This is a genomic window from Stenotrophomonas sp. STEN033 (genome assembly GCF_056856655.1).
This window is the reverse complement of sequence record NZ_JBXFWM010000004.1, coordinates 1-17,662: the sequence shown is the minus strand read 5'-3', so window position 1 is coordinate 17,662 and position 17,662 is coordinate 1. Positions and strand designations below refer to the sequence as shown.

At 64.3% G+C, this 17,662-nt stretch carries 15 protein-coding genes and 1 pseudogene; 13 read left to right on the top strand and 3 right to left on the bottom strand.

Features of this window, described 5'->3' with window-relative positions; genetic code table 11:
• The first annotated feature begins 2 nt into the window (after positions 1-2).
• Entirely contained in the window at positions 3-1,433 is a 1,431-nt protein-coding gene (locus tag AC1VXC_RS02545) for a lipid II flippase MurJ (RefSeq protein WP_313172392.1), read from the top strand.
• Between the two features lie 68 nt (positions 1,434-1,501).
• Here the strand turns inward: AC1VXC_RS02545 and AC1VXC_RS02540 are convergent, their stop codons facing one another.
• On the bottom strand, positions 1,502-1,864 hold the full coding sequence (locus AC1VXC_RS02540) for a hypothetical protein (protein WP_481539126.1): 363 nt from the start codon (positions 1,862-1,864) through the stop codon (positions 1,502-1,504).
• Positions 1,865-2,302: 438 nt separating this feature from the next.
• Between AC1VXC_RS02540 and AC1VXC_RS02535 the strand changes: the two genes are divergently transcribed.
• From AC1VXC_RS02535 to AC1VXC_RS02515, 5 genes are all read left to right on the top strand, one after another.
• A complete protein-coding gene (locus AC1VXC_RS02535; RefSeq protein WP_313172387.1) occupies positions 2,303-2,842 on the top strand; it encodes a fimbrial protein in 540 nt (179 codons plus the stop codon).
• Between the two features lie 67 nt (positions 2,843-2,909).
• Positions 2,910-3,626 carry a fimbrial biogenesis chaperone gene (locus AC1VXC_RS02530; protein ID WP_481539127.1) on the top strand — a complete coding sequence of 239 codons (717 nt, stop codon included), beginning with the start codon at positions 2,910-2,912 and terminating at the stop codon, positions 3,624-3,626.
• 69 nt (positions 3,627-3,695) lie between these two features.
• Entirely contained in the window at positions 3,696-6,326 is a 2,631-nt protein-coding gene (locus tag AC1VXC_RS02525; protein ID WP_481539128.1) for a fimbria/pilus outer membrane usher protein, read from the top strand.
• Positions 6,317-7,348 (top strand): fimbrial protein, encoded by a 1,032-nt coding sequence (locus tag AC1VXC_RS02520; protein ID WP_481539129.1) that lies wholly within the window; start codon positions 6,317-6,319, stop codon positions 7,346-7,348. Before AC1VXC_RS02525 ends, AC1VXC_RS02520 begins: the two co-directional genes overlap by 10 nt.
• 160 nt (positions 7,349-7,508) lie before the next feature.
• Positions 7,509-8,294, top strand: a complete 786-nt coding sequence (locus tag AC1VXC_RS02515) for a DUF3667 domain-containing protein (protein ID WP_313493108.1) — start codon at positions 7,509-7,511, stop codon at positions 8,292-8,294.
• 33 nt (positions 8,295-8,327) lie between these two features.
• Here the strand turns inward: AC1VXC_RS02515 and AC1VXC_RS02510 are convergent, their stop codons facing one another.
• Together AC1VXC_RS02510 and ettA are read right to left on the bottom strand one after the other, a co-directional pair.
• Positions 8,328-9,644: an NCS2 family permease gene (locus tag AC1VXC_RS02510; RefSeq protein WP_313493110.1), complete on the bottom strand. Its 1,317-nt coding sequence runs from the start codon at positions 9,642-9,644 to the stop codon at positions 8,328-8,330.
• Positions 9,645-9,992: 348 nt separating this feature from the next.
• Positions 9,993-11,657 carry an energy-dependent translational throttle protein EttA gene (gene ettA / locus AC1VXC_RS02505; RefSeq protein ID WP_313317166.1) on the bottom strand — a complete coding sequence of 555 codons (1,665 nt, stop codon included), beginning with the start codon at positions 11,655-11,657 and terminating at the stop codon, positions 9,993-9,995.
• A gap of 217 nt (positions 11,658-11,874) precedes the next feature.
• Between ettA and AC1VXC_RS02500 the strand changes: the two are divergent.
• The 7 genes and pseudogenes from AC1VXC_RS02500 (at position 11,875) to ribD (ending at position 17,555) form a co-directional block, all read left to right on the top strand.
• Positions 11,875-12,346 (top strand): annotated as a pseudogene (locus AC1VXC_RS02500) (RcnB family protein).
• Positions 12,347-12,516: 170 nt separating this feature from the next.
• Complete coding sequence (glyA, locus tag AC1VXC_RS02495; protein WP_313172374.1) at positions 12,517-13,770, top strand: serine hydroxymethyltransferase; 1,254 nt, start codon at positions 12,517-12,519, stop codon at positions 13,768-13,770.
• Between the two features lie 16 nt (positions 13,771-13,786).
• Positions 13,787-14,347 carry an energy transducer TonB gene (locus tag AC1VXC_RS02490; protein ID WP_313172372.1) on the top strand — a complete coding sequence of 187 codons (561 nt, stop codon included), beginning with the start codon at positions 13,787-13,789 and terminating at the stop codon, positions 14,345-14,347.
• 7 nt (positions 14,348-14,354) lie between these two features.
• The gene (nrdR, locus tag AC1VXC_RS02485) at positions 14,355-14,888 is read left to right on the top strand and encodes a transcriptional regulator NrdR (protein ID WP_481539130.1); all 534 of its coding nucleotides are present in this window, start codon (positions 14,355-14,357) and stop codon (positions 14,886-14,888) included.
• Positions 14,889-14,921: 33 nt separating this feature from the next.
• Positions 14,922-15,848, top strand: a complete 927-nt coding sequence (locus tag AC1VXC_RS02480) for a hypothetical protein (RefSeq protein WP_481539131.1) — start codon at positions 14,922-14,924, stop codon at positions 15,846-15,848.
• A 48-nt stretch (positions 15,849-15,896) separates the two neighbouring features.
• On the top strand, positions 15,897-16,364 hold the full coding sequence (locus AC1VXC_RS02475; RefSeq protein WP_481539132.1) for a GNAT family N-acetyltransferase: 468 nt from the start codon (positions 15,897-15,899) through the stop codon (positions 16,362-16,364).
• 93 nt (positions 16,365-16,457) lie between these two features.
• Positions 16,458-17,555, top strand: a complete 1,098-nt coding sequence (gene ribD, locus AC1VXC_RS02470; RefSeq protein WP_481539133.1) for a bifunctional diaminohydroxyphosphoribosylaminopyrimidine deaminase/5-amino-6-(5-phosphoribosylamino)uracil reductase RibD — start codon at positions 16,458-16,460, stop codon at positions 17,553-17,555.
• The last annotated feature ends 107 nt before the right edge of the window (positions 17,556-17,662 follow it).

Below are 17,662 nucleotides of genomic sequence, written 5' to 3'. Positions count from 1 at the left end.
CCATGTTCCGCGCCACGTTCTGGCTGACCCTGGTGACCGTGGCTGGGCTCGCGCTCGGCTTCGGGCGTGAATGGCTGCTGGTCGATGCCTGGGGCGCCGGTGCGCGCAGCGATGGCTTCCTGGTGGCCCTGTTCGTGCCAGAGGCCATCCGCATGACCTTGGCGGCAGGGCTGTTGTCTTCCGCGGCGCTGCCCTTGTACCAGCAGCTGGAGGCGATGCGACGCCCGGCATGGGTGTCCACGCAGTTGAGCAGCCTGTTGCTGATGGGCGGTTTGATCGCCGCTGTGCTGGCGACCGGCGCGGATCTTTGGGTCCGTTTGATCGGGCCGGGCTTGGCGGCGGACGCGCGGCACACTGCCGCCTCCAGCCTGTTGGTATTGAGCGGCGTGGTGCCGCTGTTGCTGGTGCATGCCTTGGCGGCGGCAGTCGGGCAGGCACAACAGCGCTTCCTGGTGGCCGGGCTGGGCTCGTTTCTGTACAACCTGCCGGCCGTGCTGCTGCTGTTGCTGCGCCGCTCGGCGACCGACGAGCGCAGCCTGGCGTGGGCGTTTGTTGTCGGTGCCGTGCTGATGCTGCTCTCGGTGCTGCCCTTGCTGTGGCACGGCGGCTGGCGGCCCTGGCGCTGGCGTTGGCAAGCCGCGGATGCCCGCGGCCTGTACGCCCGGCTTGGGCCCTTGCTCGCCAGTGCCAGTGCCAGCCAGGGCCTGGTCCTGCTGGAGCGCATCTGTGCTTCGTTGCTTGGCGAAGGCGCGATCACGCTGGTCAACCTTGCCCGCAAGCTGGTCAACCTGCCGCTGGTCGCGCTGATGAGCCTCAACCAGGTGGTGCTGGCGCGCATGGCACAGCTGGGCGAGGACCTGGTCGCGCGGCGCAACGCGCTGCGCCTGGGCCTGCTGCTGACGGCGACCCTGACCTTGCCCGCCGCGGCCGGCATGATTGCCAGCGCGCCTTCGTTGGTGGTGTTGCTGCTGCCAACCGGCATGGCGCAAGGCCCGCTGCCGATGTTGTTGGCGTGGTTCGCCTGCGTGATCGTATTCGGCGCATGGAACGCACTGCTTGCACGCTATGCCTACGCGGCTGGCAACACGCTGCTGCCAATGCGCTACGAGTTGGCGGGCAGTGGACTCAACGCCTTCGCCTTGCTGCTGGTGCCGGCGCTGAGTGGCATCGCCGGTATCGCCTGGGCAGCGTTGGCCGGTTGCCTGCTCACCGCCTTCCTGTTCCTGCGCCGCTATGCGCTGCTGGCCGACCCCTTGATGCTGCGGCTGCCATTGCTGGCGGTCCTGGTGCTGGCTGGAGCGACGCCGTTGTTCGCCTTCGTGCCGGGTGTCTGGATGCAGATGATGGCAGCAGCGCTCTACGGGTTCGCTGTGCTGCTGCTGTTGGGACGCTGGAGTTTGAAGGCGGCCAGGGAACCGTTGGCCAGGGCGTGATCGGACCGGGCTGGCACCGCATCCGGCAGGTCCGTTCTGTGCGGGCCTGCCGGTAGCAGCGGCGGATGTCACGGATAGTCGATGACCACCAGGTAGCCATTTGCCGAGGGGTGCCAGGTCTGTACGTCGAGCCGGTAGTTCTGCGAGAACACGCGTGCGTTGGAATGACCAGCGGTCGCGGTCAGTGCGTGTCTGGCCAGTACACCGTTGCGGGTTGCGCCACTGTCTGCCGCAAACGGGGCTACGGTCACCTGGGCGCCCAGTGCGGCCAAGGGGCAGTGATCCAGGCGCAGTTGTTGCTGGCTGAGGGCTAGGCTGGCCTTGCAGCCGGGGTCGACGATACGACCACTGAAATGCACGGTGCCGGCGCTGGCATGTGCGAACGAGGTGAGCGAGAGCAGTGCCACACCCAGCATAGAATATCGGCTCATGGCGATTCTCCGCGTTGTGGGGCTCCAGTAAGCACCAATCGACGACCGTCGATAAGAGGCGAATGCAGGTTCTGCCCGCAGGCATCACGCGGTGATCGTGATCAACATCAATCTTGATTTCGCAGTCGCTTCCGTGCCCGCTGCTGGCTGCGAAAGCGCAGGTTTGGCAGTGTCGGCAAGGCAGGCCCGAGTTGCGTGATCCATACCTTTCCCTGCAACGGTACAGCTGCGGGCAGTGCAAGCGCTGTCTTGCCGCAGCGGATTTTTCAATTCGCAAATTTTGTGGAGCAAGTCACGTTCCACAGCGCTAAGGTGCGCACCGGAGTCAACGGCGATGTCGCTGGCTTTGACGCGGAAACAACGCAAGGATGGGCTTGGGTCCGCGCTGTTCCTTGCTGTCTCCGCCGCTCATCACTTCTCAAGGGCTGGATACCGGCAATGCGCACCATCAAATTTCTCCCGCTTCTGGTGCTGGCTGTAGCGCCATTCACTGCCAGCGCCGTCGATGGCACCATCACCTTCAATGGTGAAGTGACCGACAAGACCTGCACCATCGTCACGCCACAGGGCAAGGATTTCACCGTCACCCTGCCGACGGTATCCAGCAGCACGCTTGCTGCCGCCGGCCAGGTTGCGGGCCGCACACCGTTCTCGATCAATCTGTCGCAGTGCAATCCGGGCAATGTAGCCACCTACTTCGAACCAGGCGCCACCGTCGACCTGGGCAGCGGGCGCCTGAACAATGCCGCCGCAACCAGTGCTGCGACCGAGGTACAGCTGCAATTGCTGGGCAGCAACAGCCTGTTCCTGCCCGTGGTGAGCGCCGGTGCCGGCAGCACCCAGGCCAATTCGCAATGGGTGACGGTCAATGCCGGCGGTACCGCGGACCTGAACTACTTCGTGGAGTACTACGCTACCGGTGCGGCGACGCCCGGTGAGGTCAGCAGCAGCGTGAAGTACACGATCATCTACAACTGATCGTCGCCGCTTGCAGCAGCGATTGCTTGCAGGTTGGCTGCTGCGGGCTTTCCGAGGTGTGCATTCCGTGACCAGATCTATCTCGATGGTAGTGCTATGCCTTGGACTGATGCTGCCTGCGCAGTTGGTGGCCGGGGTTGTGGTCAACGGTACGCGGGTGATCTACCCGGCGCAGGCACGTGAAGTCACGGTGCAGCTGGACAATGTGGGGGACGCACCGTCGCTGGTGCAGGCCTGGGTGGATGCGGGCGACCAGACGCAGACCGCCGAGAACAGCGATGCGCCCTTCATGCTGACGCCGCCGATCAGCCGCGTTGAGTCCGGCCGCAGCCAGGCGTTGCGGCTGGTGTTCACCGGTGCGGATCTGCCAGCGGATCGCGAATCGGTGTTCTGGCTCAACGTGTTGGATGTGCCGCCCTCGCCACAGGCGGGTGGGGAAGGACAGAACTATCTGCAGGTGGCCTTCCGCTCGCGGATAAAGTTGTTCTATCGACCAAAGGGCCTGCTGGGTACTGCCAACGATGCGCCGCAGGCGCTGCGCTGGCAGTACCGGGACGGGCAGCTGCGGGTCAGCAATGCCACCGCCTATCACGTGACCCTGGCCGAAGTTTATGCGCTGGATGCGGCTGCGGAACGTGTGTTGGAACGCCAAGGCAGGATGGTCGGCCCGCACCAGAACCTGCAATTCGACAGCAGCGAAAAGGTCGAGCGGGTGCGCTTCATCAGCATCAACGACTACGGCGGGCGGGTCGAGCACACCGCCAGCGTCGACGCTGGCGGTTGAGGCGGGAGCCAGGTGCCAAGGTGGCCATGGATGCGCTGTCGTGCGCAATCGTCCTGAAGGAATAGCAGTGTGAGCCAGAGCAGATGGGGCACGTCAACCCAGCCGATCGCGACACGCAGGCCGATGCTGTTCGTGCCGCGTTTGTGCCTGGTGGCCGGCACCCTTTGCTCCGCTGCGGCGATGGCGGCACCAGCAGCAACGTCCAATCCTGACGCGCAGATGTTGCTCGCGCAGGGTGTGACCGGCAGAGCAGCGATGCCTGCGTCGGCACAGTTCGACGCTGATTTCCTGTCCGGGCAAGGCCAGCGGGTTGATCTGTCGGCTTTCAGCCATGGCAACCCGATGCTTGCCGGCAGCTACCGGGTGGACATCTATGTCAACGGCCGCTGGCAGGGGCGGCGCGACCTGCAGTTCAAGGCCAACGCGGAAGGCGTCGTCGACGCGTGCCTTGGCATTGCATTGCTGGAAGAGCTGGGGGTCGATAGCGCGCGTCTACAGGCCGCGCCGCAGGCGGATACCGCGGCCGCGGCGGAAGATTGCGTGCAATTGGCGCAACGCATGGCCGATGCCTTTGGCAGCTACAACAGCGCCGACCTGCGTTATGACCTGAGCATTCCACAGGCATTCCTGCGTCGTGAGGCGCGCGGCTACGTCAATCCTGCGCTATGGGACCGGGGCATCAATGCGGCCTTCATCGGCTACAGCGTCAATGCGATGGACAGTGATATCCGCCTTCCGGGGGGAGACCGCAATCGCTCGGCCTATCTCGGCTTGAACATGGGCTTGAACATGGGCGGCTGGCAGTTGCGACAGGATGCCAACCTGACCTGGAACCAAGCCGTTGCCGATGGCAGCCATTGGCAGCGGATCGCGACGTATGCGCAGCGTGGCTTCCCGCAAGTGCGCGGAATGCTGACCATCGGCGAAGCCTTCAGCAATGGCGAACTGTTCGATTCGGTGGGCTATCGCGGTATCAGCCTGGCCAGCGATGACCGCATGCTGCCCGATGCGCTGCGCGGCTACGCGCCGGTGGTGCGTGGCATTGCCGAGACCAATGCGCGGGTGGAAATCCGCCAGAACCAGCAGCTGATCTATTCGACGACGGTCTCACCCGGCAGCTTCGTCATCGAGGATCTCTACCCGACCGGCTATGGCGGTGACCTTGAGGTCACGGTGGTCGAGGCGGACGGTCGCCAACGGCAATTCAAGGTGCCATTCGGTTCGGTGCCGCAGATGCTGCGCCCGGGAGTGTCGCGCTATGCATTGATTGCGGGACAGGTGCGCGACACGCGGCTGCTGGATGAACCGTGGCTGCTGCAGGGAACTTACCAGCGTGGTATCGGCAACCAGCTCACGCTCTATGCAGGTAGCGTGCTGAGCGAAGGCTATGCGTCCGCGCTGTATGGCGCAGGTGTGGCCACGCGATGGGGCGCGTTTGCCACCGATGTCACCCACGCCCGCAGCCGTCTGCAGCGCCTGGGCAATCGCCAAGGCGCAAGTATGCGCTTGAGCTACAGCACCTTGTTCGCTGATACCGGCACCAACCTGACCCTGGCCGCGTATCGCTACTCGACGCGTGGCTTCTACAGCCTGCAGGATGCCTTGTACGCGCGTGATGTCATCGATCGTGGGTTCGCCGCGCTGCCGGGCGGACGCCAACGCAGCCAGCTCCAGCTGACCCTGAATCAGCCTTTGGGACAGCGCTGGGGGGCCTTGTACCTGACCGGCGCAGTGCGTGATTTCTATGACGTGGCGGGGACGAGCACGCAATATCAGTTGGGCTACAACAACACCTGGCGATCACTGAACTTCGGTTTCTCCGCGTTGCGCAGCGAACAGGGGCCGAACGCTGAGAAAGATACCCACTACCTGTTGAGCGTGAGCATGCCGCTGGGCCGCAAGGCAGGGCCGTTGGCTGTCAGTGCCGATCTGGGCATGGGCGACCGTGGTCGCTATGACAGCAGTCGACTCGGCATCACCGGTAGCCTGGGCGTGGACAACAGCTTCAGCTATGGCCTGGCGCTGTCGGACAGTCGCGATGGCGGTGGCAGCAGCATCGCCAATGCCGGTTATCAGGGCCGCTATGCTGCCTTGACTGCTTCCTACGGTCAGTCCAGCGATTTCCGGCAGTTCTCGGTGGGGGCGACCGGCAGCCTGGTTGCCCATGCAGGAGGGGTAACGCTGACCCCGCAGCGCGGTGACACCATGGTCGTGGTACAGGCCGATGGCGCCCGCGATGCGCGCCTGACCAATGCCAGTGGTGTGCGCATCGATGGCCGCGGTTTTGCGGTTGTGCCGTATGCCGCACCGTACCGGCTCACCACGGTAACGCTTGATCCGCAGGATATGTCGCGGGGGGTGGAGCTGGAGAGCAGCAGCCAATCGGTGGCGCCCTATGCCGGCGCGATCAGCTTCCTCCGTTTTGAAACCCGCAAGGGCCGGGCGGTATTGATGCAGCTGCGTGATGGTGATGGCCAACTGCTGCCGTTTGGGGCACAGGCCCGCGATGCGCAGGGCCAGCCGGTGGGCATGGTCGGGCAGGCCGGGCGTCTGTATGTGCGTAGCGAACAGGATGCCGGCCATCTGCAGCTTGTATGGGGTGAAGGTGCCACTCAGAGCTGCGGCATCGACTATCAGCTGCCTGCGGTGGATGAGGCCGAGCCCATGGGGTTCGTCAAGGTGGAGGCAATATGTCGTTGATCCGTGGAATTTGCCGCAGTCACGCGGCGGTGGCCCTGGGTCTTGCAGGGGCGTTGCTGGTGCCAACAGCGCAAGCCGCATGCGCGTTGAACTCCGGCGCTTTCGTGCCGCAGGACGTGCAGATGGATATGGGGCAGGTGGTGATACTGCCGGGTCTACCGGTAGGTGGCGTGATCAAGGAACTGGTGGTCAACATCGATCAGCGCGATCGTGTCGCGCAATGTACTGGTTCGGGCAGTGCCAACGGGCGCTACATCAACGCCGCGCAGCAGACCTTGCTGGCGGGCTTCAGCAATGTCCATGCGACCGATGTTGCTGGCGTGGGTATTCGTGTCTACCGTGACTCCGGCACCATCCAGACCTTTTATCCACATACGTTGGCGCTGAATACCAACGGGGCGGTGAGTCTGGTCGGTGGTACGTTCCGGGTGGAACTGATCAAGACCGCAGCCATCACCGGCTCGGGGTTGATTGCTCCCAGTGGCAGGTTCACCACGTATTACTTCGATGGGGATGGCCCGATCAAACCGGTGCTGGTCTCAACCTTCAGGGGTTCCGGAACCACCGTGGTCAACCCCACCTGCGTGGTGCAGGCAGGAAGCCGGAACATCGTGGTCGAGTTTGGATCGGTACCCGCCAGCACCTTCAACGGGGTTGGTACGCGTGCGGTCGATCGCGATTTCGATATCCACCTGGAATGCCAGGGCAGCAATGTCGCCCAGTACCAGAGCAGGATCGGCATTCGCTTGGATGCGATCCAGGACAGCTCCAATCTGCCGGGTGTCCTGCCCTTGGCTGCCGTCGCGGACGCGGCAGGCGGCATCGCCATCGAACTGGTGCAGCGCAATGGCAGCGCGGAGAAAACAGTGCGGTTTGCCGAGAACATCGACCTGGGGGCCAGCGTGGCGGGTAGCAGCAGCTTCAGCCTGCCGCTGCGTGCCCGTTACATCCAGACCCGGGCCGGCAGGGTGACGCCCGGCAAGGCCAACGGCACGGCGACGTTCACCATCCAATACAACTAGGTCGTGCCGGGCAGGACTGCATCGATGCCGGCCGGCGGCGGGAGCGGCCGGGTTACGGTGGTAGTGCGCGCAGCTGGCATTGGGCTGCCGGCAGCTGGGCGATGGCGTAGATTCTTCGCCTCGTTCTAGAATGCTGACTTGCCATGAACGGGGGCGCTGCATGGGGATGCACGTCGATACCAGTTGCATCAATTGTGATCGCGCCACCGGCGGTCCTGAGCAGAAGTACTGCCCGAACTGCGGCCAGCCGACGCCGGCGCACCGCATCGACTGGCATTTCCTGGGCCATGAGCTGGAGCACAGCGTGCTGCACATGGACCGGGGCATTCTGTATTCGCTGAAGCAGCTGATGCTGCAGCCGGGCAGGTTGCTGCGCGATTACATCGAAGGGCGGCGTGGCAACCAGGTCAAGCCGCTGCTGCTGATCACGATGATGGCGGCGGCGGTGGTGCTGTTGAATCGGCTGATTACCGGCGGCAGCATGATGGATACCGGTGCAAGTGAAGCAATGGCGACCGCGCAGGCAGTGCCTGCCGAGGTACTGCGGGTGATGGCCGCCTATCGCACGGTCGGGGCGTGGATCGACTCCCATTTTGCCGCGTTCACATTGATGTTGCTGCCCATTGAAGCGCTGGTGTTCTGGCAGGTGTTCCGCCGCTACAGCCAGCTGAATTACCCCGAATGGCTGGTGATGATCACGCTGCTGACCGTGCAGACATTCGTCATCTGGTCGGTTCTGGTGCTGCTGCACCGTTGGCTGCCGCATGCGCAGCTGATGGCGGCGTTGCTGGGGATGATCTACGCCGCCGTCTCGCTGGTGCAGTTCTTCCAGGATCGAGCGGTGTGGTCGACGATATGGCGAACCGCGGTATCGCTGGCCTTGTTCTCGCTGATCAGTTCGTCTGCGGTCATGGCAGCTGCGTTGGTCGTGATGCGGGTCGGATGACCCGCGCACGTTCGGGTTGAGCCGCGACCGCGATCATTCCAGCGCGTAGCGCAGCACGAACAGGCTCGCCACCAGCCATACCGCCGGGTGTACTTCGCGCCAGCGGCCGGTGCCTGCCTTCAGCGCCGCATAGGCGATGAAGCCGAAGGCCAGGCCGTTTGCAATCGAGTAGGTGAACGGCATCGCCAGCGCACACAATGCGGCGGGCACCGACTCGGTCAGGTCATCCCACTTCACTTCCACCAGCTCGCGCAGCATCAGCCCGGCGACGAACAGCAGTGCCGGTGCGGTGGCATAGGACGGCACCATTGCCGCCAGCGGCGAGAACAGCAGCGCAGCCAGGAACAGCGCGGCAACCACCAATGCGGTCAGGCCGGTTCGACCGCCGACCTGCACGCCGGAGGCGCTTTCGGCAAAGGCGGTGGTGGAGCTGGTGCCCAGCAGGGAGCCGGCGACAATCGCGCTGCTGTCTGCCAGCAAGGCGCGGCTGAAACGCTTCTTGCCGTCCGCCAGCTTCAACAGGCCGGCGCGTCCGAGCACGCCATACAGCGTGCCGGTCGCGTCGAAGACTTCCACCAGCACGAATACCAGCACCACCTGCAGCAGCACCGCCAGCGGCGCGCCGCCGTCGTGGTGCAGCAGCCCTGGCAGGTCCAGTTGCAGGAAGGTCGGGGCCAGGCTTGGCGGCAGCGAGACGATGCCCTGGTACTGCACCGAGCCGATTGCCCAACCAATGCCGGTGACGGCGAGAATGCCGATCAGGATCGCACCGCGCACCTTGCGTGCTTCGAGAATGGCGATCAGCAGGAAACCGGCCAGTGCCAGCAGCGGCGGTGCGGTATTGAGCGGGCCGAGCGTGAGCATGGTGTCTTCATTGGCGACGATCACATTGGATTTCTGCAACGCGATGATGGCCAGGAACAGACCGATGCCGGCAACGATGGCAGAGCGCAACGAGGCGGGAATGCCGGCCACCAGCCAGGCGCGGATGCCGGTCAGCGAGAGCACCCAGAACACGATGCCGGAAATGAACACCGCCGCCAGCGCCTGTTGCCAGGGCAGGCCGGCGGCACCGACCACGGTGAAGGCGAAGAAGGCGTTCAAGCCCATGCCTGGGGCCATGCCGACCGGGTAGTTGGCGGCCAGCGCCATCACTGCCGAGCCGATTGCGGCCGCCAGGCAGGTCGCCACAAACACCGCGCCCGGATCCATGCCGGTGGTGCCGAGGATCTCCGGGTTGACGAAGACGATGTAGGACATCGTCAGGAAGGTGGTGATGCCGGCCAGCACCTCGGTGCGGACGCTGGTGCCGTGCTGTTGCAGTTTGAAGATTCGGTCTAGCAGGGACATGGTGATTCCGTGGATTGCAGGCATTGCCTCTGGCTGGGTGGAAGAGGGTGCCGGAGGCGGGAGCGGGGCTTGGGCCCGTCCGTTGCGGGAACGGAAGGCGGAGTCCTGTCTTTTCTTCTCCCGCGTGCGGGAGAAGGTGCCCCGAAGGGACGGATGAGGGGGAGCTTCACCCGTTCTTCAGCTCTTTGAGCTTTTCTGACAAAAACAAGCGATGCCAGTTTCTTGCGCAGAGCTTGCCCTCACCCCAACCCCTCTCCCGCAGGCGGGAGAGGGGCTAAAGCGGTGTCCCGCGCCTGCTTTGGGCACCGCAAAAGCAGACGGCCGCACTGGGCGGCCGTCTGTCGGGTATTACTTCAGTGCCTTGAAACGCAGGCGCTTAGGACCGGCATCGTCGCCGAGGCGACGCTTCTTGTCCTCTTCGTACTCGCGGTAGTTGCCCTGGAAGAACTCCACGTGCGAGTCACCTTCAAAGGCAATGATGTGCGTGGCGATGCGATCCAGGAACCAGCGGTCATGCGAAATGACGAAGGTGTTGCCCGGGAACTCCAGCAACGCATCTTCCAGCGCACGCAGGGTTTCGATGTCCAGGTCGTTGGACGGTTCGTCGAGCAGCAGCACGTTGCCACCCTGCAGCAGGGTCTTGGCCATGTGCAGGCGACCGCGCTCACCACCGGACAGCGAGCCAACCATCTTCTGCTGGTCCTGGCCCTTGAAGTTGAAGCGGCCGATGTAGGCACGCGACTGGATCTCGACACCGTTGATGTTGAGGATGTCCAGGCCGCCAGCGATTTCCTGGAACACATTGTGGTTGCCGGTCAGCGCGTCGCGGCTCTGGTCGACGTAGGACAGCTTGACGGTCGGGCCGACCACGATCTCGCCCGAATCCGGCTTTTCCTGGCCGGTGATCATCTTGAACAGGGTCGACTTACCGGCACCGTTCGGGCCGATGATGCCGACGATGGCACCCGGCGGGATGATCATCGACAGGTTGTCGATCAGCAGGCGCTCGCCGAACTTCTTGGAGACGTTCTTGAACTCCATCACCGAGTTGCCCAGGCGCTCGCCCGGCGGGATGAAGATTTCATTGGTCTCGTTGCGCTTCTGGTAGTCAACGCTCTGCAGTTCTTCCAGGCGGGCCAGACGGGCCTTGCCCTTGGTACGGCCACCCTTGGCGTTCTGCCGCGACCACTCCAGTTCCTTCTGGATCGCCTTCTGGCGAGCCTTTTCCTGGTTGTCTTCCTGCTTCAGGCGCTCGTCCTTCTGCATCAACCATTCGGTGTAGTTGCCCTTCCACGGAATGCCGCGACCGCGGTCCAGTTCCAGGATCCACTCGGCGGCGTTGTCCAGGAAGTAGCGATCATGGGTGACGGCCACCACGGTGCCGGTGTAGCGCGCCAGGAACTGTTCCAGCCATTCCACCGACTCGGCGTCCAGATGGTTGGTCGGTTCGTCGAGCAGCAGCATGTCCGGCTTCTGCAGCAGCAGGCGGCACAGGGCTACGCGGCGCTTTTCACCACCGGACAGGTTGCCGATCACCGCATCCCACGGCGGCAGGCGCAGCGCGTCGGCGGCCACGTCCAGCTGGTTCTCCAGGGTGTGGGCATCGCCGGCGGCCAGGATGGCTTCCAGCCGTTCCTGTTCCTTGGCCAGTGCATCAAAGTCGGCGCCTTCCTCGGCATAAGCGTCGTAGATCTTGTCCAGCGCGGCCTGGGCCTGCAGCACTTCGCCCACGCCTTCTTCAACCGCTTCACGCACGGTCTGGGCCGGGTCCAGGCGCGGTTCCTGCTCCAGATAGCCGACCTTGATGCCGGCCTGCGGGCGGGCCTCGCCCTCGAAATCGGTGTCCACGCCGGCCATGATCTTCAGGACGGTGGACTTGCCGGCGCCGTTCAGGCCCAACAGGCCGATCTTGGCGCCCGGGAAGAACGACAGCGAGATGTCCTTGATGATCTGCCGCTTGGGCGGGACCACCTTGCTGACGCGGTTCATGGTGTAGATGTATTGCGAGGACATGACGTCTCCGTAGCGCACGCCTGCACCCGGTCCGGGGGGGACAGGGCGCAAAGCAAAAGGGAATCGCTCATTATAACCGCAACCCCTGATGCCCGGCTTGACGGTGGCTGCCCTTGCTGATTTATGAATGGGAAAGGCCGTAACCGTTTCCAGCCGGAAACTGTTCAGATGAAGTGAGCATTATGGAAACCGTCCACCAACCCAGTGAGGGCCACCCATGAAGATGAACCGCTTAGCTGTTGCAGCGATGACCACCCTGCTGGCATTTGGTGCCACCGCCCCGGCCTTTGGCGGCAGGTGACCGCGACGACCACGACCGTGGCCGCCATGGCTGGGATGACCGTGGCAGGGGCCATGATCGCGGCCGTGGCCACGGCCATGATCGCCACGACCGCCGTGACGACCGTCGTCATTACAGCAATGGTTACCGCGAGGGCTACCGCGATGCCCGCTACAACGACCGCCGCTACTACGCGCCGCCGCGCGTGGTGTATCGCCCGTATGGCTTCGAACGTGGCCACCGGTACAGCAATTACTACGGCGGCCCGGTCTATGTGGTCAATGACTACGACCGTTACCACGTGCGCCGCCCGCCCTACGGCCACCGCTGGATCCGCGATGACCGCGGCAACATGCTGATGGTGGCCATCGCCACCGGCATCATCGCCGACATCGTGTTCAATCATTGAGGCCGGGGGTAATAAGCCCGGACCAATGGTCAAGGAAGGCGCCCCCCCCGGGGCGCCTTCCGCGTTTGTGGGCCAGCTCGAAGGTTTCAAACGCCACCGCCGGGCCGGGTTCTGTGGCGGAAGGACGGGTTACAATCGACAGCTCCCTCGCCCCCGTACCAGGAGCTGTGATGTTCCCGCGTGAAGCCCGTATCGAGTCCTACGATCCCGAGTTGGCCAAGGCCATTGCCGATGAGTGCCAGCGTCAGGAAGACCATGTCGAGCTGATTGCCAGCGAGAACTACGCCAGCCCGATGGTGATGGAAGCCCAGGGCAGCCAGCTGACCAACAAGTACGCCGAGGGCTACCCGGGCAAGCGCTACTACGGTGGCTGCGAGTACGTGGACATCGCCGAGAAGCTGGCCATCGACCGTCTGAAGCAGCTGTTCGGCGCCGATTACGCCAACGTGCAGCCGCACAGCGGCTCGCAGGCCAACCAGGCCGTCTACTTCGCACTGCTGCAGCCGGGCGACACCATCCTGGGCATGAGCCTGGCCCATGGCGGTCACCTGACCCACGGTGCCAAGGTCAATGCCTCGGGCAAGATCTTCAATGCGATCCAGTACGGCGTGAACGAAGCCGGCCTGATCGACTATGACGAAGTCGAGCGCCTGGCGCTGGAGCACAAGCCGAAGATGGTGGTGGCTGGTTTCTCCGCCTATTCGCAGGTCGTCGACTGGGCGCGCTTCCGCGCCATCGCCGACAAGGTTGGCGCCTATCTGTTCGTGGACATGGCGCACGTTGCCGGCCTGGTCGCTGCTGGCGTGTACCCGAGCCCGATCGAACACGCGCACGTGGTCACCTCCACCACCCACAAGACCCTGCGCGGTCCGCGCGGCGGCATCATCATCGCCAAGGGCGCTGGCGAAGAGATCGAGAAGAAGCTGCAGTCGATCGTGTTCCCGGGCATCCAGGGCGGTCCGCTGATGCACGTCATCGCCGCCAAGGCCGTGGCCTTCAAGGAAGCACTGGAGCCGGAATTCAAGGCCTACCAGCAGCAGGTGGTGAAGAACGCCCAGGCCATGGCCACCACGTTGATCGCGCGCGGCTACAAGATCGTCTCCGGTGGCACCCAGAACCACCTGATGCTGGTCGACATGATCGGCAAGGATGTGTCCGGCAAGGATGCGGAAGCGGCGCTGGGCAAGGCCCACATCACCGTCAACAAGAACTCGGTGCCGAACGACCCGCGTTCGCCGTTCGTGACCTCGGGCCTGCGCCTGGGCACCCCGGCCATCACCACCCGCGGTTACCAGGAAGCCGACTGCGTGGCACTGGCCAACTGGATTGCCGACGTGCTGGACGCCCCGGCCGACGAAGCCGTCATCGCCCGCGTGCGTGATGCAGTCAGTGCGCAGTGCCGCAAGTACCCGGTTTACGGCTGACGCGGAGATAACGGGAATGACGAACAAACGATTGCTCGTATTCCCGTTGTTGTTGCCGCTGATGTCTGGCGGCAACGTTTTTGCCTCTGATCCTGCCAAGTCAACGGAGCTAAAGCCCGCGCCGAACCTGGTCGAACTAAAAATCGATACTTCGGATAGCGGGCAGCCTCTTGGCGTTACATACGACTCCGACTGGGGTGTGTGCAGTGTTGGGGCAGTGCAGTTGTTGAGAGGGGATGAGGTGCGGAAGATCGCGGCGAGGCCGCCGGTCGTCACCGACTGTGATCCCGTGCAGCCTTTGTCAAATCCCCGTCAGGCCGAGTATCCGGTGGAGATGATCGAGGCCAATAAGTCTGGTAGCGCACAGGTGGTGGCGCTTATCGATGAAGGCGGGCACGTGATGACGGCGGATGCCGTGTGTGTCAGTGAAGCTGGTTTTGCGGCGTTGGCCGAAAATGTCATCCGCGCGATGCAGTTTGTCCCGGCACGCTGCGGCATTGACAAGCTCCCGGTAAAGAGCGTGATTATCTTGCCGGTGTCGTACGATGTTCACTACCAACGAACTTTTTTACGCTGAGTCTGCGATGTACTGCCCTTTCTGCCAGCACACTGACACACGCGTGATTGATTCACGCGTTTCCGAAGATGGCGCCACCATCCGCCGCCGCCGTGGCTGCGAAGCCTGTGGCGAGCGCTTCAGTACGTTGGAAACGATCGAGCTCAAGTTGCCGGTCATCGTGAAGAGTGATGGCGGCCGCGAAGCCTTCGATGCGCGCAAGCTGCGGGTTGGCTTTGACCGCGCGCTGCAGAAGCGGCCAGTGTCCGAAGAACGCATCGAGGCGGCAGTACGCGCGGTGGTGCACCACCTGCGTATGTGCGGCGAACGCGAGGTGCCGTCGATCAAGGTCGGCGGTTTCGTGATGGATGAGCTCCGCAAGCTCGACCATGTCGGCTATGTGCGCTTCGCCTCGGTCTACCGCAGCTTCGAGGACGTGGCCGATTTCCGCGACGAGATCGAAAAGCTCGAGCGTGATCATTCCAGTGACGAGGATCAGCTGCCTCTGTTGGCGCATGCGCGGGCGGAAGCGGCACGGGCAGGCAAGGGCGGCAAGCGCTGACGGGTTGGTTGGCTCGGTAGGGAGGCCGAAGTGGTGATGCAATCAACGGGGCGGCGGTTCTCACGCAATGGGTTGGTCGTGGCCGCGTTGTGGCTGGCCACGACTGCGCATGCGCAGGAGCGGTCCAGTCCTGCGGATCCGGCTGAGCGCGCCCGGTTGGCCGCGCAGCAGGCTTTCAACGCTGTTGCCGCGCTGGATCAAACGCAGCGCGACCCAACTTCCTGTGTGGGGGATGCCTGTACGCCAGCGATGCTGGCAGGGCGTTATCGTGTCGTCGAAGACGCATTTGCAGGCTCGCTGCTGGAGTTGGGTGTCGGCGGGAACTATGCGTTGCAGCTGGCGTTGTCTCCCTTGCCGCGGAGCTCGAAAGGGCAATGGTCGCTGGAGGACGGCATGCTGTTGCTGCATCCGCGCGATGACCTCGCCAGCACCGTGCAGTTGGTGCCGTATGAAGCCAGGTCAGCCGAGCGCGCGCAGTTGCAGCAGCTGCTGGCCGACCTGCAACAGGCGCGTCCGGATCCGGCTGATCGCAGCGGCCAGGGCGAGCTCGAGGAGCTGCAGGCGCAACTGGCAGACACGCACGTAGCAGGCAGGCCGCTGTACGTGAATCTGCTCGATCCAATGAGCGGCGTAGCCAGCGACGGCGTGCAGGTGGTATTGGAGCTGGCCCAGGGCGAGCTGGCTGCTGAAGGCGGGTTGGCCGGGGGAAATACCTATCGTTTCCCGTCGCCGGCACCGGGGCAGGTGGTGACTGGCCTGCGTTTGCACTTCTCTGGCATCGGGGCGACGCTGCGTTTGCCGTTACAACCGCCGCTGCGGCCCAGCTACCAGGTGCTGTTCGATGGCTGCGCGGTAGGAATGTGCGAGCCGGAGACGATGGGCATGGTGCTGGAGCAGGCGGAGGGGGGCGTGCGCTTTGCTGCCTGGGGCGTTGGCGTGTTCCAGCGTGTGAACGACTAGTTGTTTGGATGTGCAGGCCGCCGAGCGTGGCCGCGTGAGTTGAATCCGATGAAGATCATCAATCTGCAGGACCGGCCCGAACTGCTGCCGGCGATCGCGCTTGCCCATGTGCAGGCTTTCGGCATGCTGCTGCCGGACTGGACGCTGGCCCAGGCCGAGGCCGAGCTGCGTGCGCAGCAGCGCGACGGCATTCCCTGCACCTGGCTGGCCGAAGATGACAGTGGCTGGCTGGGCTCGGTCAGCCTGTTGCATGACGATCACGAACAGATCCGCGGCTGGTCGCCCTGGCTGGCCTCGCTGTATGTAGACGAAGCCGCGCGCGGCAAAGGCGTCGGCGCAACGCTGGTGGCCCACTGCGTGGCGCAGGCGGCGGCGCTGGGTGTGCCGGTACTGTATCTGTATTGCGAAACACCGATGGTGGCGTGGTATCGCAGCCTGGGTTGGCGTGTGCATGCTGAGCTGCAATTGGGGCCGTTGGCGATCGTGGTGATGGCAACCGATACCGGATCTCCCTGATTTGCCGGAAACACGGGTGCTGGCACCGGTGCGCATACACTTGGCGCACGGCTACTGCCGAACGGGCAGCACAATCGCAATGAGGTTTTACCGATGAGTCAGTTCACCGCCACCGATCACCTGCTGATGGCTCGCGCGCTACGCCTGGCCGAACGCGCGGCCTGGACCACCCGCCCCAATCCCATGGTGGGTTGTGTCATTGCCCAGGGCGATGAGGTGGTGGGCGAGGGCTGGCATCAGCGCGCTGGCGGCCCGCATGCCGAAGTGTTTGCGTTGCGCCAGGCCGGTGAGCGCGCGCGTGGCGCTACCGCTTACGTCACCCTGGAGCCCTGCGCGCACTATGGCCGCACGCCGCCCTGCGCATTGGCGTTGATCGATGCGGGCGTGGGCCGGGTGGTGGCGGCGATGGCCGATCCCTTCCCCGATGTGGACGGCGGCGGCTTTGCGCTGCTGCGCCAGGCCGGTATCTCCGTCGAGGTGGGTTTGATGGCCGCGCAGTCGCGTGAACTCAACCACGGCTTTCTATCGCGCATCGAGCGTGGCCGGCCGTTTGTGCGGGTGAAACTGGCCGGCAGCCTGGATGGGCGCACCGCAATGGCCAATGGCGAATCCAAGTGGATCACCGGTGAGGCGGCGCGTGCCGACGTGCAGCAGTGGCGTGCCCGCGCGGGCGCCATCCTGACGGGCGCGGCCACGGTGTTGGCAGATGATCCGCTGCTGACAGCACGCCCAGAGGCTGGCGAATTCCTGCCGCCATTGCGGGTGGTGCTGGATGCCCGCTTGCGCACATTGGAATGCAGACGTGTGCGCGAAGGTGATGCGGCGACTTTGTATCTGCACGATCCGTCGCTGCCGCCGCCCGCGCTGGAGGATGCCGAATTTGCCGGGGTGGGGGTGCAGGACGATGGCCGGCTTGATCTGGCCGGGGTGATGGCGATGCTGGCGGCGCGTGGCATCAACGAGGTGCATGTCGAAGCGGGACCAACCTTGTGTGGTGCCTTGCTCAAGGCCGGATTGGTCGACGAACTATTGCTGTACATGGCGCCCTTGCTGATGGGCGATGGCGCGCGGCCGCTGTTGGCGGGCCTTGGCATTGAGCATATGGCCCAGGCCCTGTCGTTGGAGCTGCATGACGCCCGCATGCTCGGCAAGGACCTGCGCCTGCAGTTGCGGCCGACGACGCACAACTGAGCGCACCTGTAGTGGGGGGGGCGGGGGGGGCGGCGGCGGGGGGGGGGGGGGCGGGGTGCTGGGGGGCGGGGGGGCGCCAGCCGCGCAGCACCCCCTCGCGCCCCCAC